The organism is Streptomyces sp. NPDC104367 (genome assembly GCF_055583825.1).
Genome location: NZ_JBVJND010000013.1, coordinates 237930 through 255092, shown reverse-complemented (window position 1 = coordinate 255092; position 17163 = coordinate 237930). Strand labels below are relative to the sequence as shown.

At 73.5% G+C, this 17163-nt stretch carries 12 protein-coding genes; 4 read left to right on the top strand and 8 right to left on the bottom strand.

Annotated elements, in window-relative coordinates:
* Positions 1-101 precede the first annotated feature (101 nt).
* A complete protein-coding gene (gene gcvP / locus ACZ619_RS21610; RefSeq protein WP_469601200.1) occupies positions 102-2987 on the top strand; it encodes an aminomethyl-transferring glycine dehydrogenase in 2886 nt (961 codons plus the stop codon).
* A 67-nt stretch (positions 2988-3054) separates the two neighbouring features.
* On the opposite strand, the gene ACZ619_RS21605 is transcribed toward gcvP, so the two are convergent.
* From ACZ619_RS21605 to modA, 3 genes are all read right to left on the bottom strand, one after another.
* Positions 3055-4104, bottom strand: a complete 1050-nt coding sequence (locus ACZ619_RS21605) for an ABC transporter ATP-binding protein (RefSeq protein WP_469601198.1) — start codon at positions 4102-4104, stop codon at positions 3055-3057.
* Positions 4105-4238: 134 nt separating this feature from the next.
* Positions 4239-5087, bottom strand: coding sequence for an ABC transporter permease (locus ACZ619_RS21600; RefSeq protein ID WP_469601195.1), 849 nt, complete (start codon positions 5085-5087; stop codon positions 4239-4241).
* The gene (gene modA / locus ACZ619_RS21595; RefSeq protein WP_469601193.1) at positions 5084-5911 is read right to left on the bottom strand and encodes a molybdate ABC transporter substrate-binding protein; all 828 of its coding nucleotides are present in this window, start codon (positions 5909-5911) and stop codon (positions 5084-5086) included. The genes ACZ619_RS21600 and modA overlap by 4 nt, the downstream gene beginning before the upstream one ends.
* A gap of 204 nt (positions 5912-6115) precedes the next feature.
* Between modA and ACZ619_RS21590 the strand changes: the two genes are divergently transcribed.
* Positions 6116-6604, top strand: a complete 489-nt coding sequence (locus ACZ619_RS21590) for a molybdopterin-dependent oxidoreductase (RefSeq protein ID WP_469601190.1) — start codon at positions 6116-6118, stop codon at positions 6602-6604.
* Here the strand turns inward: ACZ619_RS21590 and ACZ619_RS21585 are convergent.
* Positions 6519-9257: a molybdopterin-dependent oxidoreductase gene (locus ACZ619_RS21585; RefSeq protein WP_469601188.1), complete on the bottom strand. Its 2739-nt coding sequence runs from the start codon at positions 9255-9257 to the stop codon at positions 6519-6521. The two genes, ACZ619_RS21590 and ACZ619_RS21585, sit on opposite strands and share 86 nt — an antisense overlap.
* Positions 9254-10066 carry an FAD binding domain-containing protein gene (locus ACZ619_RS21580; RefSeq protein ID WP_469601185.1) on the bottom strand — a complete coding sequence of 271 codons (813 nt, stop codon included), beginning with the start codon at positions 10064-10066 and terminating at the stop codon, positions 9254-9256. Before ACZ619_RS21580 ends, ACZ619_RS21585 begins: the two co-directional genes overlap by 4 nt.
* 186 nt (positions 10067-10252) lie before the next feature.
* Here ACZ619_RS21580 and ACZ619_RS21575 point away from each other — a divergent pair, with 186 nt between their 5' ends.
* Entirely contained in the window at positions 10253-11728 is a 1476-nt protein-coding gene (locus ACZ619_RS21575; RefSeq protein WP_469601182.1) for a helix-turn-helix domain-containing protein, read from the top strand.
* A gap of 10 nt (positions 11729-11738) precedes the next feature.
* Here the strand turns inward: ACZ619_RS21575 and ACZ619_RS21570 are convergent, their stop codons facing one another.
* The 3 genes from ACZ619_RS21570 to ACZ619_RS21560 all read right to left on the bottom strand — a co-directional run bounded on the left by ACZ619_RS21570 (position 11739) and on the right by ACZ619_RS21560 (position 14807).
* Positions 11739-12134: a TOBE domain-containing protein gene (locus tag ACZ619_RS21570; RefSeq protein WP_469601180.1), complete on the bottom strand. Its 396-nt coding sequence runs from the start codon at positions 12132-12134 to the stop codon at positions 11739-11741.
* Between the two features lie 51 nt (positions 12135-12185).
* The gene (locus ACZ619_RS21565) at positions 12186-12707 is read right to left on the bottom strand and encodes a hypothetical protein (RefSeq protein WP_469601178.1); all 522 of its coding nucleotides are present in this window, start codon (positions 12705-12707) and stop codon (positions 12186-12188) included.
* Between the two features lie 144 nt (positions 12708-12851).
* The gene (locus ACZ619_RS21560) at positions 12852-14807 is read right to left on the bottom strand and encodes an APC family permease (protein WP_469601176.1); all 1956 of its coding nucleotides are present in this window, start codon (positions 14805-14807) and stop codon (positions 12852-12854) included.
* 454 nt (positions 14808-15261) lie between these two features.
* Here ACZ619_RS21560 and ACZ619_RS21555 point away from each other — a divergent pair, with 454 nt between their 5' ends.
* Positions 15262-17112: an NAD-binding protein gene (locus tag ACZ619_RS21555; protein WP_469601173.1), complete on the top strand. Its 1851-nt coding sequence runs from the start codon at positions 15262-15264 to the stop codon at positions 17110-17112.
* Positions 17113-17163: the final 51 nt, after the last annotated feature.

The following is a 17163-nucleotide window of genomic DNA, read 5'->3' as shown; positions in this document are numbered from 1 at the left end:
ACCGGCGAAGCTCTCAGGTTGAGATGACAGAGGGGGAGGCCGTCGGGGTACCCGCGCCGGGGTACCCCTCGAAGGTCGCGTCAGACCAGGAGGCCTCCGCAATGACCGCCCACCGCCCTTCGCTCTCCGAGCTCGAACAGGGGATTCCCTTCGAGCAGCGCCACATCGGCCCCGATCTGGAAGCCCGGGCCAAGATGCTCGCCCAGGTCGGTTACGGCTCGCTCGACGAGCTGACCGCCGCCGCCGTGCCGGACGTGATCAAGAACGCCGACTCCCTGGCGCTGCCCGGCGCGCGGACCGAGGCCGAGGTGCTCGCCGAGCTGCGCTCGCTCGCCGACCGCAACCAGGTCCTCGACTCCATGATCGGGCTGGGCTACTACGGGACCTTCACCCCGCCGGTCGTCCTGCGCAACGTGATGGAGAACCCCGCCTGGTACACGGCCTACACGCCGTACCAGCCGGAGATCTCCCAGGGCCGGCTGGAAGCGCTGCTGAACTTCCAGACCGTGGTCGCCGACCTCACCGGGCTGCCCACCTCCGGCGCCTCCCTGCTCGACGAGGGCACGGCCGCCGCGGAGGCCATGGCCCTGTCGCTGCGCATGGGCAGGAACAAGAAGGGCGTCTTCGTCGTCGACGCCGACGCGCTGCCGCAGACCATCGCGGTGATCGAGACCCGTGCCGAGCCGACCGGCGTGGAGGTCGTGGTCGCCGACCTCGCCGACGGCATCCCGGCCGACCTCGCCGGGCGCGAGATCAACGGCGTCCTGATCCAGTACCCGGGTGCCTCCGGTGCCGTACGCGACCTCAGGCCGGTCGTCGACCAGGCGCACGAGCTCGGCGCGCTCGTCACCGTCGCCGCCGATCTGCTCGCGCTGACCCTGCTGACCTCGCCGGGCGAGCTGGGCGCCGACATCGCCGTCGGGACCACCCAGCGGTTCGGTGTGCCGATGGGCTTCGGCGGACCGCACGCCGGCTACATGGCGGTACGCGAGAAGTTCGCCCGCAGCCTGCCCGGGCGGCTCGTGGGCGTGTCCGTGGACGCGGACGGGAACAGGGCCTACCGGCTCGCCCTCCAGACCCGCGAGCAGCACATCCGGCGCGAGAAGGCCACCAGCAACATCTGCACCGCACAGGTGCTGCTCGCCGTGATGGCCAGCATGTACGCCGTCTACCACGGGCCCGAGGGGCTGCGGGCCATCGCGCGGCGCACCCACCGCTACGCCACGGTCCTCGCCGCCGGGCTGACGGCCGGCGGCGTCGAGATCGTCCACGGCGCCTACTTCGACACCCTCACCGCACGGGTGCCCGGCAGGGCCGCCGAGGTCGTCGCCGCCGCCCGGCACAGCGGGGTCAACCTGCGGCTCGTCGACGCCGACCACGTCTCCATGGCCTGCGACGAGACCACCACGCGGGCCCGGCTGGGCGCCGTGTGGACGGCGTTCGGGGTCGAGGGGGACGTCGAGGCCCTGGACGCGAGCGCCGCGGACACGCTGCCCGAGGCGCTGCTGCGCACCGACGGCTACCTGACCCACCCCGTCTTCCACCAGTACCGCTCCGAGACCGCGATGCTGCGCTACCTGCGCCGGCTCGCCGACCGGGACTACGCGCTGGACCGGGGCATGATCCCGCTGGGCTCCTGCACCATGAAGCTCAACGCGACCACCGAGATGGAGCCGGTCACCTGGCCCGAGTTCGGGCAGCTGCACCCCTTCGCGCCCGCCGAGCAGGCGCAGGGCTACCTGACCCTCATCCGCGAGCTGGAGGAGCGGCTCGCCGAGGTCACCGGGTACGACAAGGTGTCCCTCCAGCCCAACGCCGGGTCGCAGGGCGAGCTGGCCGGGCTGCTCGCCGTCCGCGCCTACCACCGCGCCAACGGCGACGCGCGGCGCACCGTCTGCCTGATCCCGTCGTCCGCCCACGGCACCAATGCCGCGAGCGCCGTGATGGCCGGCATGAAGGTCGTCGTCGTGAAGACCGCCGAGGACGGCGAGATCGACGTCGAGGACCTGCGGGCGAAGATCACGCAGCACCGGGACGAGCTGGCCGTGCTGATGATCACGTACCCGTCCACGCACGGTGTGTTCGAGGAGCACGTCGCCGACATCTGCGGCCAGGTGCACGAGGCCGGCGGCCAGGTGTACGTCGACGGCGCCAACCTGAACGCCCTGGTCGGGGTCGCCAAGCCCGGACACTTCGGCGGTGACGTCTCACACCTCAACCTGCACAAGACCTTCTGCATCCCGCACGGCGGCGGCGGTCCCGGGGTCGGCCCGGTGGCCGTACGGGCCCACCTGGCGCCGTACCTGCCGAACCACCCGCTGCAGCCCGCCGCCGGGCCGGAGACGGGCGTCGGGCCGATCTCGGCCGCGCCCTGGGGCTCGGCGGGCATCCTGCCGATCTCGTGGGCGTACGTCCGGCTCATGGGCGGCGAGGGGCTCAAGCGGGCCACCCAGGTGGCCGTGCTCAGCGCCAACTACGTCGCCAAGCGGCTGGAGCCGCACTACCCCGTGCTCTACACCGGGCCCGGCGGGCTGGTCGCGCACGAGTGCATCATCGACCTGCGGCCGCTGACCAAGGCGACCGGCGTGAGCGTCGACGACGTCGCCAAGCGGCTCATCGACTACGGTTTCCACGCGCCGACGATGTCGTTCCCGGTAGCCGGCACGCTGATGATCGAGCCGACCGAGTCCGAGGACCTCGGCGAGCTGGACCGGTTCTGCGAGGCGATGATCGCCATTCGCGCCGAGATCGACAAGGTCGGGGCGGGCGAGTGGCCCGCCGAGGACAGCCCGCTGCGGGGCGCGCCGCACACCGCCGCCGCGCTCGGCGGGGAGTGGAAGCACGCCTACAGCCGCGAGGAGGCCGTCTTCCCGGCCGGGGTGTCCGCCGCCGACAAGTACTGGCCGCCGGTGCGCCGCATCGACCAGGCGTTCGGCGACCGGAACCTGGTCTGCTCGTGTCCTCCGCTGGACGCCTACGAGGACTGATCCGCGGCGGTCCGCGGACACGGCAGGGGCCCCGCTTCGGCGGGGCCCCTGCCGTGTGCCGCGCGGTCTACGCCGGGTACGCGTGCGTCTGGGTGGCCTTCACCGTCGCCCAGACCGTGGCACCCGGGTGCAGGTCCAGCTCGGCGGCGGAGACCGTGGTGAGGTCGGCCGCGAGCGGGAGTTCGCCGGTCAGGTCGGCGCGGATCTGGTCGCCGTGGGTCTCCAGCCCCGCCACCTCGCAGCGCCACAGGTTGCGGGCGCCGGCCCCGGTGGGCCGGTCCCGGAAGAGGCTGACGGCCCCCGGCGGGAACGCCACGAAGACGTCACCGGAGAGCACCTCCGTGGTGGTGATCGCGGGGCCGGTGTCCAGCTTGACCGTGTGGCCGTCCGCGCGGCCCCGGTAGAGGTTGAGGCCGACCAGGCTGGCGATGTAGTCGGTGCGCGGACGGCGGGCGATGTCGGCGGGGGTGCCCTCCTGGACGACCCTGCCCTCCTCGACCACGACCAGGCGGTCGGCCAGCACCATCGCGTCCAGCGGGTCGTGTGTGACCAGGACCGCGACCGCCTCGAACTCGGCCAGGTGACGGCGCAGCTGCGCGCGTACGTCGAGGCGGGTGCGGGCGTCGAGGGCCGCGAGCGGCTCGTCCAGCAGGAGGAGCCGGGGGCGGGTGGCCAGGGCGCGGGCCAGGGCGACGCGCTGGGCCTGGCCGCCGGAGAGGCGGCGGGGCTTGGCGCCGGTGTGGGCGGCGAGGCCCATGCGGTCGAGCCAGGTGGCCGCCTGGGCGCGCGCCTCGGCCTTGGTCGCGCCCTGGCAGCGGGGGCCGAACGCGACGTTGTCGAGGGCCGTGAGGTGGGGGAAGAGGAGGTAGTCCTGGAAGACGACGCCCACCGGGCGGGACTCGGGGGGCGTGCCGTCCAGCTCCTCGCCGTCCAGGCGGAGGTGGCCGGTGGTGAGGGGGGTGAGACCGGCGAGGGCGCGCAGGGCGGTGGTCTTGCCGGCGCCGTTGGGGCCGAGGAGGGCGACCACCTCGCCGGGGGCGGCGGTGAGGGTGATGTCCAGGCGGAACGCGGGGCGGGTGACGACGAGGCGGGCGTCCAGGCCGTGTGCGGCGGACACCCCCCGGCCTTCGGCCGGGTTCTGTCGCCGACTCGCACCACCCGCACCCCCCGTACGGCTGTCGATGTCGGGTGCGGGTCGCCCCTGTGGGCGCTGCGCGCCGTCGGCGGGTTTCTGGTTCGGCACGGTGTGGCTCACGCTCCCGTCATCCATCGGTCGCGGAGGCCGGCCAGGACCGCGATCGAGACGGTCAGGAGGACAAGGCTGAGGGCGATCGCGGCCTCCGGGTCGTTCTGGAGGGCGAGGTAGACGGCGAGGGGCATGGTCTGGGTGCGGCCGGGGAAGTTGCCGGCGAAGGTGATCGTCGCCCCGAACTCGCCCAGCGCGCGGGCCCAGGCCAGGACCGCGCCGGCCGCGATGCCCGGGGCGATCAGCGGCAGGGTGACCCGGCGGAACGCGGTGAAGCGGGAGGCGCCCAGGGTGGTCGCCGCCTCCTCGTAGCGGGGGTCGGCGGCGCGCAGCGTGCCCTCGACGCTGATCACCAGGAACGGCATGGCCACGAAGGACTCGGCGACCACGACCCCGGCCGTGGTGAACGGCAGGGTGATGCCGAACCAGGCGTCCAGCCACTGGCCGACCACGCCGTTGCGGCCCAGGGCCAGCAGCAGCGCCACACCGCCGACGACGGGCGGGAGGACGAGCGGGAGGGTGACCAGCGCCCGGACCAGGCCGCGGCCGGGGAACCGGGTGCGGGCCAGCAGCCAGGCCAGCGGCACTCCCAGGACGAGGCTCACGGCGGTCGCCGCCGTCGCGCTGAGCAGGGAGAGCTGGAGCGCCTGCCAGACCTCGGTGCTGGTCAGCAGCGACGGCAGGCTGCTCCAGGGAGCGCGCAGGATCAGTGCCAGCAGGGGGAGCAGCAGGAAGGCCAGGGCTACCGCTCCGGGGAGGAGGAGCGGTAGCGGTACGGCGGTCCGGACGCGCCGGCGCCGCGGGCCGCCCTTGAGGGTGTCGGCCGCGGCACCGGACTCGTCGAGCTTCGTCACGGCTTGAGGAACCCGGCCTGGGTCAGGACCTGCTGGCCCTCGGCGGACTGCACCAGCGCGATGAACGCCTTGGCCACCGTGGGGTTCGGGGCGTTCTTCAGCAGGGCGATCGGGTAGTCGTTGATGGCGTCGGCGGACTCGGGGAACTCCACGCCCTCGACCTTGCTGCCCGCTGCCTTCACGTCGGTCTTGTAGACGACCGCCGCGTCGGCCTCCTTCAGGACCACCTTGTTGAGGGCGGACTTCACGTCCTCCTCGTAGGAGACCGGGGTCAGCTTGAGCTTGCTGGCGTCCAGGGCCTTCTGGGCGGCGGCGCCGCACGGCACCGCCTTGTCGCAGAGCACGACCTTCAGCTTGGAGCTGGTGAGGTCCTTGAGGGAGGACACCTTGTCGGGGTTGCCCGGCAGGGTGGCGATCTCCAGCTGGTTGCGGACGAACGTCGTGGGCGTGGCGGCCGTGTCGTCCTTGTCCGTCACCAGCGCCATCGTCTTGGGGCTCGCGGCGGCGAACACGTCGGCCGGCGCACCGCTGGTGATCTGCGCGGCCAGGGTGTCGCTGCCGCCGAAGCTGAAGTTGACGGTGGTGCCGGGGTGGGCCTTCTCGAAGTCGGCCTTGAGCGTGGTGAAGCTCTCCTTGAGGGAGGCCGCCGCGAACACGGTGATCGAGCCCGACAGCTTGGGCGACGCCGAGGACGAGGCATCCGACTTCGTCTTGGCCGACGAGCCGTCGTCCGAGGACGAGCAGGCGCTGAGGGCCAGCAGGGCCGCGACCGAGACACCGGCCACCTGGAGCGTCCGCCGGGTCGTGCGTGCGGAACGGGTCATCACGAGTGAACTCCTCTGAGTCATGGGGGAAAGCTGTCGCGCCCTGTCGCGACCGGTGACGGCCGCGTGGTGATGATACTGCCGCATTTGCCAGACGTAAGTCTGCTGTCACATCGCATGAGCTGCGCACTTGGGACTTGAGGCTGGCATGTGCGTTTGTACGGTGACGGGTCGCGGGTACCGTCTTGCGGGAGGTGGCCGCTCATGACGCTCGCCGAACTCGTCCTCACCGGAGACCTGGCGCGACCGGCCCGGCTCACCGCGGCCGATCTGCGAGGCTGGCCCCAGCACCGGGTGCGGGTCAGCTTCGAGTGCGCGACCAGCGGCGTCCAGCACCACGGCTTCACGGGCCCGCGCCTGTACGACGTCCTCACCGACGCCGGTCCCGGCTTCGACCCCGTGCGCCGCAAGGACCGGCTGCGTTTCCTCATCGCGGTCACCGGCGCCGACGGGCACCACGCCCTGCTCTCCTGGGCCGAGATCGACCCCGACTTCGCCCATGCCCCTGTTCTGCTCGGTGTCAGCATCGACGACACCCCGCTCGACCGGGCGGGCCCCCAACTGGTCCTGCCCCAGGACCGCTGCGGCGCCCGGCACATCAGCGGCATCAGGGCGATACGGGTGGACGGCGGGTACGGCGGCTGGCATCCAGCGCCCGCCACACCCGGTCGCGCGTCAGCGGCAACTCCGTGAACCGCACGCCCGTCGCGTCCCGCAGCGCGTTGGCCAGCGCCGGCGCGACCGGGTTGAACGGGCTCTCGCTCATCGACTTCGCGCCCAGCGGGCCGATGGCGTCGGCCGTCTCCATGAAGTGCACCTCGGTGCGCGGTACGTCGGCGTACTGCGGGAGCCGGTAGCGGCGGAACGCGGCCGTCTCGACCGCCCCGCGCGCGTCCAGCCGTACGTTCTCGAAGAGTGTCGCGCCGAGCGCCTGGGCCACCCCGCCCTCGACCTGGCCCCGGCACTGCATCGGGTTCATCACCTTGCCCGCGTCGGCCGCGTGCACGCTGCGCAGGATGCGGATCTCGCCGGTGTCGGGGTCGACGGCCACCCGGAACCACTGCGCGTTGAAGGCGACCGAGCGCGGGGTGCCGCCGAAGTGGCCGTCCGCGCTGAACTCCACGCCGACCGTCCGGGCGGTGGCGTACAGCTCTTTGAGCGGGAGCCGCCCGCCGGGATGCAGGACGGCCTCCTCCACCAGCCGGCAGCTCTCGCGCGGGACGCGCAGCCGGGCGGCGGCGAAGTCGAGGAGCTGGTCGGCGAGGGCGCGGGCGGCGCGCAGGGTGGCCTTGCCCGCGACGACCGTGCCGGTGGAGGCGAAGGCGCCGGTGTCGTGCCGGACGACGTCCGTGTCGGACTGGCGGACGGTGATCCGGTCGACGGTGGTGGCGAGTTCGCCGGCCGCGATCTGCCGGTGCACGGTCGTGGTGCCGTTGCCGAACTCGGCCGTGCCGACGGCCAGATCGAAGCCGCCGTCCGGCAGCAGGGCGGCCCTGGCGTCGGCGATGTGGCCGCCGGGCGGGCCGGTCGCGATCATCGCGAGGGCCGTTCCCTCGCCCACCAGCCAGCCGTCCGGGGCCGGTTCGCCGGGCTCGGACCGGGCCCGGCGCACGAGGGCGACGCACTGGTCGAGGCCGTAGCTCGCGATGTGCAGGTCCTCCTCGTGGCCGCCGGGGGTGAGCATCGGCTCGCCGGGGCCGATGACGTTGCGCGCCTTGAACTCCACGGGGTCCAGGCCCAGTCGGCGGGCGATCTCGTCCAGCGCCGACTCCACCGCGAACATGACCTGGCCCAGGCCGTAGCCGCGGAAGGCGCCCGCCGGGACCGTGTGCGTGTACACGGAGTAGGCGTCGACCTTCTTGTGCGGCGCCCGGTACATCGCCATCGACTCGCCGACGCTGTGGAACATCACCGCCGGGCCGTGGTTGCCGTACGCCCCGGTGTCGGACACCACCCGCAGCTGGAGCGCGGTGAGGGTGCCGTCACGGCGGGCGCCCGCCTTCACGCGGACGGTGAAGGGGTGCCGGGTGGTGGCGCCGTAGAACTGCTCGGCGCGGGTGTACTCCAGCTTCACCGGGCGCCGCAGCCGCAGTACGGCCAGGGCCACGATGTCCTCGACGAGCATCTCCTGCTTGCCGCCGAAGCCGCCGCCGACCCGGCCCGCGACCACCCTGACCCGCTCCGGCGGCAGGTCGAGGAGCGCGCACAGGGCGCGGCGGGTGAGGAACGGGGTCTGGGAGCTGGTGCGGACGTTGAGGCGGTCCTCGTCGTCGATCCAGCCGACCGCGCCGTGCGTCTCCAGGCTGGCGTGCTGGACGCGCTGGGTGCGGTAGGTGTCCTCGTGGACGACGTCGGCCTCGGCGAATCCGGCCTCGACGTCCCCGATCTCGCCGTGTGCCTCGCCGACCACGTTGGTGTGGGGGCGGGCGATCCGGGCGGCGGCCGGGTCCTTGTCGTGGACGACGGGGGCGCCGGGGCGCATGGCCTCCTCGGGGTCCAGGACGGCCGGTGCCGTGTCATACACCACCGAGACGCGCCGGCAGCCCTCCTCCGCCGCCGCCTCGCTCTCCGCGACCACCGCCGCCACCCGCTGGCCGATGTGGCGGACCGTGTCGTCGAGGAGCCGGGTGTCGTCCGGGTCCTCCTCGGGGTGTTCGTGGCGGGCGGTGGAGTAGTGCCGTTCGGGGGCGTCGTGGTGGGTGAGGACGGCGTGCACGCCCGGTACGCGCAGGGCGGCCGAGGTGTCGATCTCCCGGATGCGGGCGTGGGCGTGCGGGGAGCGCAGCAGCTTCATGTGGAGCAGGCCGGGCACCTCGACGTCGAAGGTGTAGCGGGCGGTGCCGGTGACGACCTGGGGTCCGGCCGGGGCGGGCAGGCTGCGGCCCACGGACTCGCCGGCGCCCGGCTCCTCGACGTGCCGGACCCCGCGTACGGCGTCCTCGATGGCCCGGTAGCCGGTGCAGCGGCACAGGTTGCCCTTGAACGCCCGCGGCAGGTCGGTGAGCTGGTCGCCGGTCAGGGCCGCCGTCGTCATCAGGAAGCCGGCCGTGCAGAAGCCGCACTGGAAGCCCTGCGCGTCCAGGAACCTCTGCTGCACGGGGTGGAGTTCGCCGTCGGGGGAGGCCAGTCCCTCGACGGTGGTGACGGTGCGGCCGTCGGCGCGGAAGGCGGGGTAGAGACAGCTGTGCACGGGTTCGCCGTCGACGTGGACCGTGCAGGCGCCGCAGTCGCCCGCGTCGCAGCCCTTCTTCACGCCGAACCAGCCGCGGTCGCGCAGATAGGTGCGCAGGCACTGCCCGGGGCGGGGCTCCTCGTCGTGGGAGCGGCCGTTGACCTCGATCCTCACGCGGCCACCTCCCGGCGGATCTGCTCGGCGAAGTGGTAGGTCATGTGGCACCGCCATTCGGGCAGCCCGTGGATGTCGTCGAACCACTCCCCGTCGGCCACGGCGGCCCCGATCGCCGCCCGCAGCGCCCCGGCCGTCGGCACGAGCGGGAACCGCAGCCGCACCGGCCGTACGGTCGACGCGGTGACCGTGAGGGCGAAGGAGCGGTCGAGGGGGTCCAGGGTGCCGATGACCAGGACGCCGGAGCGGCCCAGACCGTAGAGCGAGGCCTGCCGGTACGCGGTGCGGCGGGCGAGGGCGCGGGCGGGCAGGGTCACCGAGCGCAGCAGCTCGCCCTCGGCCAGGTCCCTGCGGCCGGCGCCGGTGACGAAGTCGGTGACCCGGACCCGCCGCCGCCCGCCGTCCTGGGCGATCAGCAGGCAGGTGCCGTCCAGGGCGGCGGTCAGGGAGATCATCGGGCCGGCCGGCAGGGCGTTGCAGAGGTTGCCGCCGACGGTGGCCGTGTTCCAGATCTTGAAGGAGGCCAGGAAGGCCCGGCAGCACTGCTCGAACAGCGGGGCGGCCGCCCGTGTCAGGGTCCGCGCGTGGCGCGAGAGCTGGGCGATGGTGCAGGTGGCGGCGATCTCCAGGGAGCCGTCCGGGGTGTGCCGCAGGGGCGGCCAGCCGGTGCGGCCGAGGTCCACCAGGCGGCGCAGGCGCGGCTGGGGTTCGGAGAAGAGGTAGGTCCCGCCGCCCAGCCAGGCGTCGCCGGGGCGCCAGGGCGCCGGGTCCCGGGCGTCGCGGATCTCCACCACCGTGTTCAGGTCCATGGCGGTCAGTGAAGCAACGCGCGCGTGCCCGGCACGACTGGTGCGGGGCACGGAATAACCGAGCCGGGCAGGGCCGGTCCTGGATGATCCACCAAGTGACGTTCCGCCGTGCGCGGACTTGCATTTACGATGCCGTAACTCGTACTCGCCTGGTGAATGCGAGGTTGGCGCGAGGAGTCTGAGCACATGCACGTCGAACACCTCCTGGCGGACGGCTCCCTCGGGCTGCGTCCGCTGTGGACGCGGGACGAGCTGCTGACCCGGGAGATCAGCGGAGTGACCGTGACGGACCTGGAGGACCCGGCCCGCTTCGTGCGGCCCGGGGAGGTGGTGCTCAGCGGGCTGGTGTGGTGGGCGCCGGGGAAGGCGGAGCGGTTCGTGGCCGCCCTGCGGGAGGCCGGGGCCGCCGCGCTGTTCGCCGGGGAGGAGACCCACGGGGCCGTGCCCGACGAACTGGTGGAGGCGTGCGCCCGGCACGGGGTCCCGGTGGCCGGGGTGCCGGCGCACATCCTGTTCCGGGCGATCACGGACACCGTGTACCTGCACCGCTGGGGCGAGCTGAGCCGGCGCCAGGCGCTGCCGGAGAACGCGCGGGTGCGGCTGAGCCGGCTGCTGGCGCGGGAGGCGGGCCCGGGGGAGGTGCTGGAGGCGGCCTTCGCGCATCTGGACCGGACCGCCGGGTACGTCTTCACACCGTCGGGACGGACCGTCGCGGCCACGGCGGGCGCGGCGCCGGTGCCGGTCCCGGAAGCGGCCGCGCTGGTCGCGGACGGGCGCGGGGTGACGGTGTCGGTGGCCGCCGAGAGCGTCTCGCCGTACGAGCGCTGGCTGCTGTACCTGCCGGACCCGGACGGTGCCCCGGCCGGGATGCTGCACGAGGTGGCCGCGGCCCTCGGGCGCTGCCAGGAGGCGCTGGTCCGGCGGCGCTCGGCCGAGCACCAGGCCGCCGACGAACTGGGCGCGCTGCTGGCCGGCCCGGGGGCGGTGGAGAGCGCGCTCCAGGCGGCGGTGCGCGAGTGCGGGCTGCCCGGCGAGGGGCCCTACCGTGTGATCGTCGCCGAGACCGGGGCACGGCGGCCGGGGCTCGCCGAGGGGGCGCTGGCGGAGGTCACCGGGCATGTGGCGCCGGGGGCGGCGGTGGGCCGGCTGCCGGACGGAACCGCGTTCGCCGTGCTGCCCGGGGCCGGACTCGGCGACGTCTGGGCGCTGGTCGCGGGCAGCGAGCCAGGCGTCCCGCTGCACGGCGGCACCGGGACGGCGGCGGCCGGACCCGCCGACCTGCCCGGCGCGCTGGCACAGGCGCGGTACGCGCTCACCTCCGCCCGCGGTACGGCCCCGGACGCCTGCGCCCTCGTCGACGCGGCCGCGTTCACCGGCCTGGAGTCGCTGCTCAGCGGGGTGCCCGCCGACGTCCGCGCCGCCTACAGCCGTACCGTCCTCGGACCGCTGCTGACCGGCGGACGCGCCGCCTCCGCCGTGCTGCTGAGCACCCTGGAGACCTTCCTGGCCTGCGACGGCTCCTGGGCGCGGACGGCCGAGGCGCTGCACCTGCACGTCAACACCGTGCACTACCGGATCCAGCGGGTGGAGCACTTCACCGGGCGCGACCTGTCCCGGCTGACCGACCGGCTGGACCTGCGGGCGGCGCTGCTGTGCCGCTGAGGCGGTCCGGTCAGACCCGGTCGATGTGCACGTTCGTGGACTTCACCCGGGCGGTGGCCTCCATGCCGACCTCCAGGCCGAGTTCCTCGACGGCCTCCCGGGTCAGCAGGGAGACGAGGCGGTGCGGCCCGGCCTGGATCTCGACCTGGGCGGCGACGTCGCCGAGCTTGATCGCGGTGACGATGCCGGGGAAGGCGTTGCGGACCGAGGTGTAGGAGGCGTCCTCCTCGCCCCCGGCGGCCTTGGCCAGTTCCACGGAGAACGCGGCGAGGTCCTTGCCCTCGATGAGCCGTCGGCCGCCCTCGTCGCGGTGCGTGGCCATCCGGCCGGCGTCGGCCCAGCGGCGGGCGGTGTCCGGGCTGACGCCGAGCAGCCGTGCCGCCTGGCCGATCGTGTAGGACTGCATGCAGGTCACGATAGGGCCAGTGGGCGGGTGACATGGTCACCGGGTGCGCGGTCAGGTGAGGCCGGAGGCCTCCAGGACCGCGCGCGCGTTGGTGTCGTCGATCCGCCGGCCGAGCCGCTCCAGCACGTCCGCGCCGCGGCGCAGGGTGCCGCGCTCCAGGGAGCGGCGCACACCGGTGTCCAGTTCGTGCCAGAGCAGGGGGTTGGCGTACAGGACGGCCGGGTCCAGCTCCAGCCGGTGGCCGAGGACGTCGCGCAGGACCAGGTGTGCGGCGACGTCGCCGCACTGCCCGACGTAGACCAGGGAGTCGGTGCGGACGGTACGGCGGCGCAGCGGGCCGCGGACGGCGAGCCAGCCGGGTCCGGCGGTGACGCGGGCCGGCAGCAGCATGCTGAGGATGGTGGCGGACAGCGCGGCCCAGAGCAGCGCGCGGGCCGGGGTGAGGCTGCCCGCGTCCCAGTCGACCAGGAACGTCAGCGAGCCGAAGCCGACGGCGCACCCGGCGGCCAGCAGTGCGCTCCCGCGCCAGGTCCGGTCCCCGGCCGCCCGGCCCCCGCGTGCTCTGTCCTCCATGACGCCGACGCTAGGCGCCGCCGGTCCCGTGCGACGGCCCGCTGACGGGGTTCTTATGCGGACTGAGCGGTTATTGACGGGATTCTTACGAGCCGTGCGTGCGGGTGCCGCCGTCTCTCAGCCGGTTCAGCCGGTTCAGCCGGTTCAGCCGGTGTGGACGCGGGGGCGGCGGGAGCGGTCCGGTTCCGCTTCGCGGAGCACCTCGCGGGTGACCGGGGCGACCTCGCCCTGGCCGAAGAGGAAGAAGCGCAGGAAGTTGGCGAACGGGTTGCCCTCGGTCCACTCGAAGTAGATGTGCGGGATGCAGCCGGTGTCGTCCCGGACGTGCAGCAGGAGGGCGGCCAGGGCGTTGGGAACGGAGGCCGACTCCACGGTCAGGACGCGGTAGCGGTTGTGCAGGACCTCGCCGCGCACCGTCAGCCCCGCCTCGAACTCGGACGGGTCGGTGACCGTGACCTCGACGAAGACGAAGTCCTCCTGCTCCGGCATGTCGTTGTCGGCCCGGATCTGCTCGATCTTGTCGCGGTACTCGGCCTTGTCGCGCCGGTCCGGCTCGTTGGCGATGAGCCGTATCTTGCGGCTGGCCATGTCGCGGACGAACCGTTCGGCCATGTCGTCGAAGCTCACGCTGGTCACGCGCAGTTCGAAGGCCCGGGCCAGCCGGGAGAGGAAGGAGACCAGGATGATGCCGGCGATGAAGCAGGCGCCGATCTTCACACCGTCGGGGCGTTCGATGACGTTGACGACGGTCGTGTACAGGAACACCGCCGAGATGATCCCGAAGCCGACGGCCCACCTGTGCTGCCCGGCCTTGCGCGAGGCGATGGTCACCGCGATCGCCGCGGAGCTGATCAGCACCAGCACACCGGTGGCGTAGGCGCCGCCCTGCGCGTCCACGCTGGCGTCGAAGAGCCAGGTGACCAGGAAGGCGATCAGGGTGAAGACGATGACCATGGGGCGGACGGCGCGGGCCCAGTGCGGGGCCATGCCGTAGCGGGGCAGGTAGCGGGGCATCAGGTTGAGCAGGCCGGCCATCGCGGAGGCGCCGGCGAACCACAGGATGCAGATCGTCGAGACGTCGTAGACCGTGCCGAACGCGTTGCCGAGGTACTCGTGCGCGAGGTAGGCGAGGGCGCGGCCGTTGGCGGCGCCGCCGGGCTTGAACTCCTGCTCCGGGATCAGCAGCGTGGTGATGAAGCTGGTCGCGATGAGGAAGCAGCTCATGATCAGGGCGGCCGTGGTGAGGAGCTTCTTGGTGTCCCGGATCCGGCCGGTGGGCCGCTCCTCGGTGTCGCCCGGCTCGCCCTCGACGTGCGGCATGACGGCGACGCCGGTCTCGAAGCCGGACAGGCCCAGGGCGAGCTTCGGGAAGACGATCAGGGCGACGCCGATCATGACGAAGACGTTGCCGTGCTCCGCCGTCAGCGCGGCGGCCCAGTCGGTGACGACGTGTTCGGCGGTGAGCACGTGGTAGAAGCCGACGGCCACGACGACCACGTTCAGCGCGAGGTAGATGCCGACCAGGGCGACCGCGACGCCGATCGCCTCCAGGAAGCCCTTGAGGAAGACCGCGCCGAGCAGGGCCACCAGGAACAGCGTGATGACCATCTGGTGGCTGTGCAGGGTGCTGGTCAGATGCGGGTTCTCGACCAGGTGGGTGGCGGCGTCGGCGGCCGAGAGCGTGATCGTGATCAGGAAGTCGGTGGCCGCGAAGCCGAGCAGCGTCAGCACGAACAGCTTGCCCTGCCAGAACGAGAGCAGCCGCTCCAGCATGGCGATCGAGCCCTCGCCGTGCGGACTCTCCTCGGCGACCCGGCGGTACACCGGCAGGGCGCCGGCCAGGGTGACGACGACCAGCACGATGGTCGCGATCGGGGACAGCAGGCCGGCCGCGAGGGCGGCGATGCCCGGCTGGTATCCGAGGGTCGAGAAGTAGTCCACACCTGTCAGGCACATCACCCGCCACCAGCGCTGGCCCTTGTGCGCCTCCTGCGGCTGCGCGTGGGGGCCGGTGTGGCCGCCGCCCTTGCCCATGTCGGACAGCCCCTCCAGCATCCAGGCGCGCAGGCGACTGGGAGGGGGGTGCTCGGTCGTGGCCATGGGAGGGGCTCCTGGTGTCCGGTGCGAGGCGGTGCGGCGCAGTTCGATTCCGGCCATCACGCGGACGGCGGCACAAGCGTAAGCAGAGAGTGACGCGTGGGCCCATGGATCGGGGTGCGCCAGGCGTCAAGCTTGCGTTAAGAATGCCCAGGCGAACGGCGGTACAGCAGCGGGAAGAGGCCATCCGGGGGCCGCGGTGCGGCGTTCGGCCGTACGGGGGACGGCGGTCCGGTGTCAGCCCCCGGACACCGAGCGTCATCCCGTACGGCCTCCATGTCCCGCACCGGGCGGCGGACCCGGGCCGGCCTGTTCGAGTGCGGCCGGGCCGTCGCCCCGCCCGCTTTCTTGGCATGTTCTTGGCGGAAATTTGAGCGGGGAAGGGGGCCCGGCCGGAACCGGTGTCGGGGCCGGTGCCGTTCTGGCTGATGTGACGTCGACCCTCGCTGTTCCAGCGGTGTCCGGTGAGAGAACCGGGCACATGGTGATCTGCGGCGACGACGGACTCGCCCACCGGCTCGCCGTCGAACTGGACGCCGTGTGCGGCGAGGTCGTCACCGTCGTGCTCCCGTCCGCCGCCGACGAGCACGGCGCCCGGGTCGCCGCGCTGCACCACGACCCGGCCTCCGCCGTCCGGCTGCACATCTCGGCCCGCCCCGACGAGGCCACCCTGCGCGCGGCCGGTGTCGAACGCGCCGCCGCGCTCGCCCTCACCTACCGCGACGACCAGGTCAACGTCACCGCCGCGCTGCTCGCCCGTGCCGTCAACCCCTCGGTACGGCTGGTCGTGCGGATGTTCGACCGGGAGCGCGGCAGCCACCTGGAACGGCTCCTGGACCGGGCGGCGGGCCTGTCCGACGCCCCCGCGCCGGACACCTCCACCACCGTGCTCTCCGACGCCGACACCGCCGTACCGGAACTGGTCGCGGCCGCCGCGGTGGGCCACGGACACACCCTCCAGGTCGAGGGCAAGGTCTTCCGCGGTGTGGTGCGGCCCGCGGGCACCCCGCCGCACGCCACCGACCTCGCCACCCTCGCCGTGCTCTCCGGCGCCCACCGGGACGACCCGGCCAGCCAGGACAGCGCCGAGACGGCCGGGGAGGACGGCACCCAGCTGCTGCCGGACGACCGGACCTCCTACCAGCGGCAGTTCACCCACGGCCGGCTGATGCTGGAGGAGGTCGTCCACCGCGACCCGGCCGAACCGGCCCGCCGCGCCTGGCGCCCGAGGCCGCTGCGCTGGCTGCGGGCGCGCCTCGCGCACCTTCCGTGGCGGGTCTTCCTCTCCCACCAACTGGCCGCGGTCTACGGTTCGTTGGCGGCGGTCGTGGTCGCCCTGTCCACCGCCACCGCGCTCTTCGCCGACGAGCACCCCTGGTGGAAGAACGTCTATCTGCCGCTGCTGGACATCTTCACCATGGGCGACCCTGCCACCGAGGAGTCGGTGGCCCGCCGCATCCTCCAGCTGGTCGCCGGCTTCGTCGGGCTGGCGGTGCTGCCGCTCGTGGTCGCCGCGACCATGAACGCCACGGAGGCGTTCCGCACCGCCTCCGCGAGCCGTCCGCCCGGCGAGGACATGAGCGGCCACATCGTCCTGGTCGGCCTCGGCATGGTCGGCACCCGGGTGCTCGACCGGCTCGGCACCACCGGCCACCGCGTCGTCGCCATCGAACGCGACCCGCACGCCCGGGGGGTCGCGCTGGCCCGTGCCCTCGGTGTCCCGCTGATCCTGGAGGACGCCTCGGCACCCGGCGTGCTCGACCGGGCCCGGGTCCGGCAGTGCGGCTCGCTCCTCGTCCTCACCCGCGACGACGGCCGGAACCTCGACATCGTCATGGCCGTCCGGGAGGCCAACCCCGAGGTGCGGGTGGTCACCCGGCTCTACGACGACGGCTTCGCCGCGACCGTCCAGCGCACGCTGCGGGCGTCCTACCCCGACGCCCTCACCCGCAGCCGGAGCGTCTCGGCGCTGGCCGCGCCGTCCTTCGCGGCGGCCATGATGGGGCGTCATGTGCTGGGCGTGATGCCGGTGGAGCGGGGCTCGCTGCTGTTCACGTGCGTGGACGTGGCCGGCCATCCGGAGCTGGAGGGACGCTCCGTGCACCAGGCGTTCCGGCGCCGGGAGTGGCGGGTGCTGGCCGTGGGACCGGCCGCTCCGGCGGGCGGCGGGACGGCCTTCGACTGGCGGCCGGCGCAGGGCAGGGTGCTGGCGGCGGGGGACCGGGTCGTGATGGCCACCACCCGGCGGGGGCTGGACGTGCTGATGACGGCGGTGCAGCGGGGCGGCGGAGGGCCGCTCCGGCCCTGACGGCCTGAACCCCGACCTGCGTGGTCGTCCCGCCGTAAGAGTCCCGTCAAA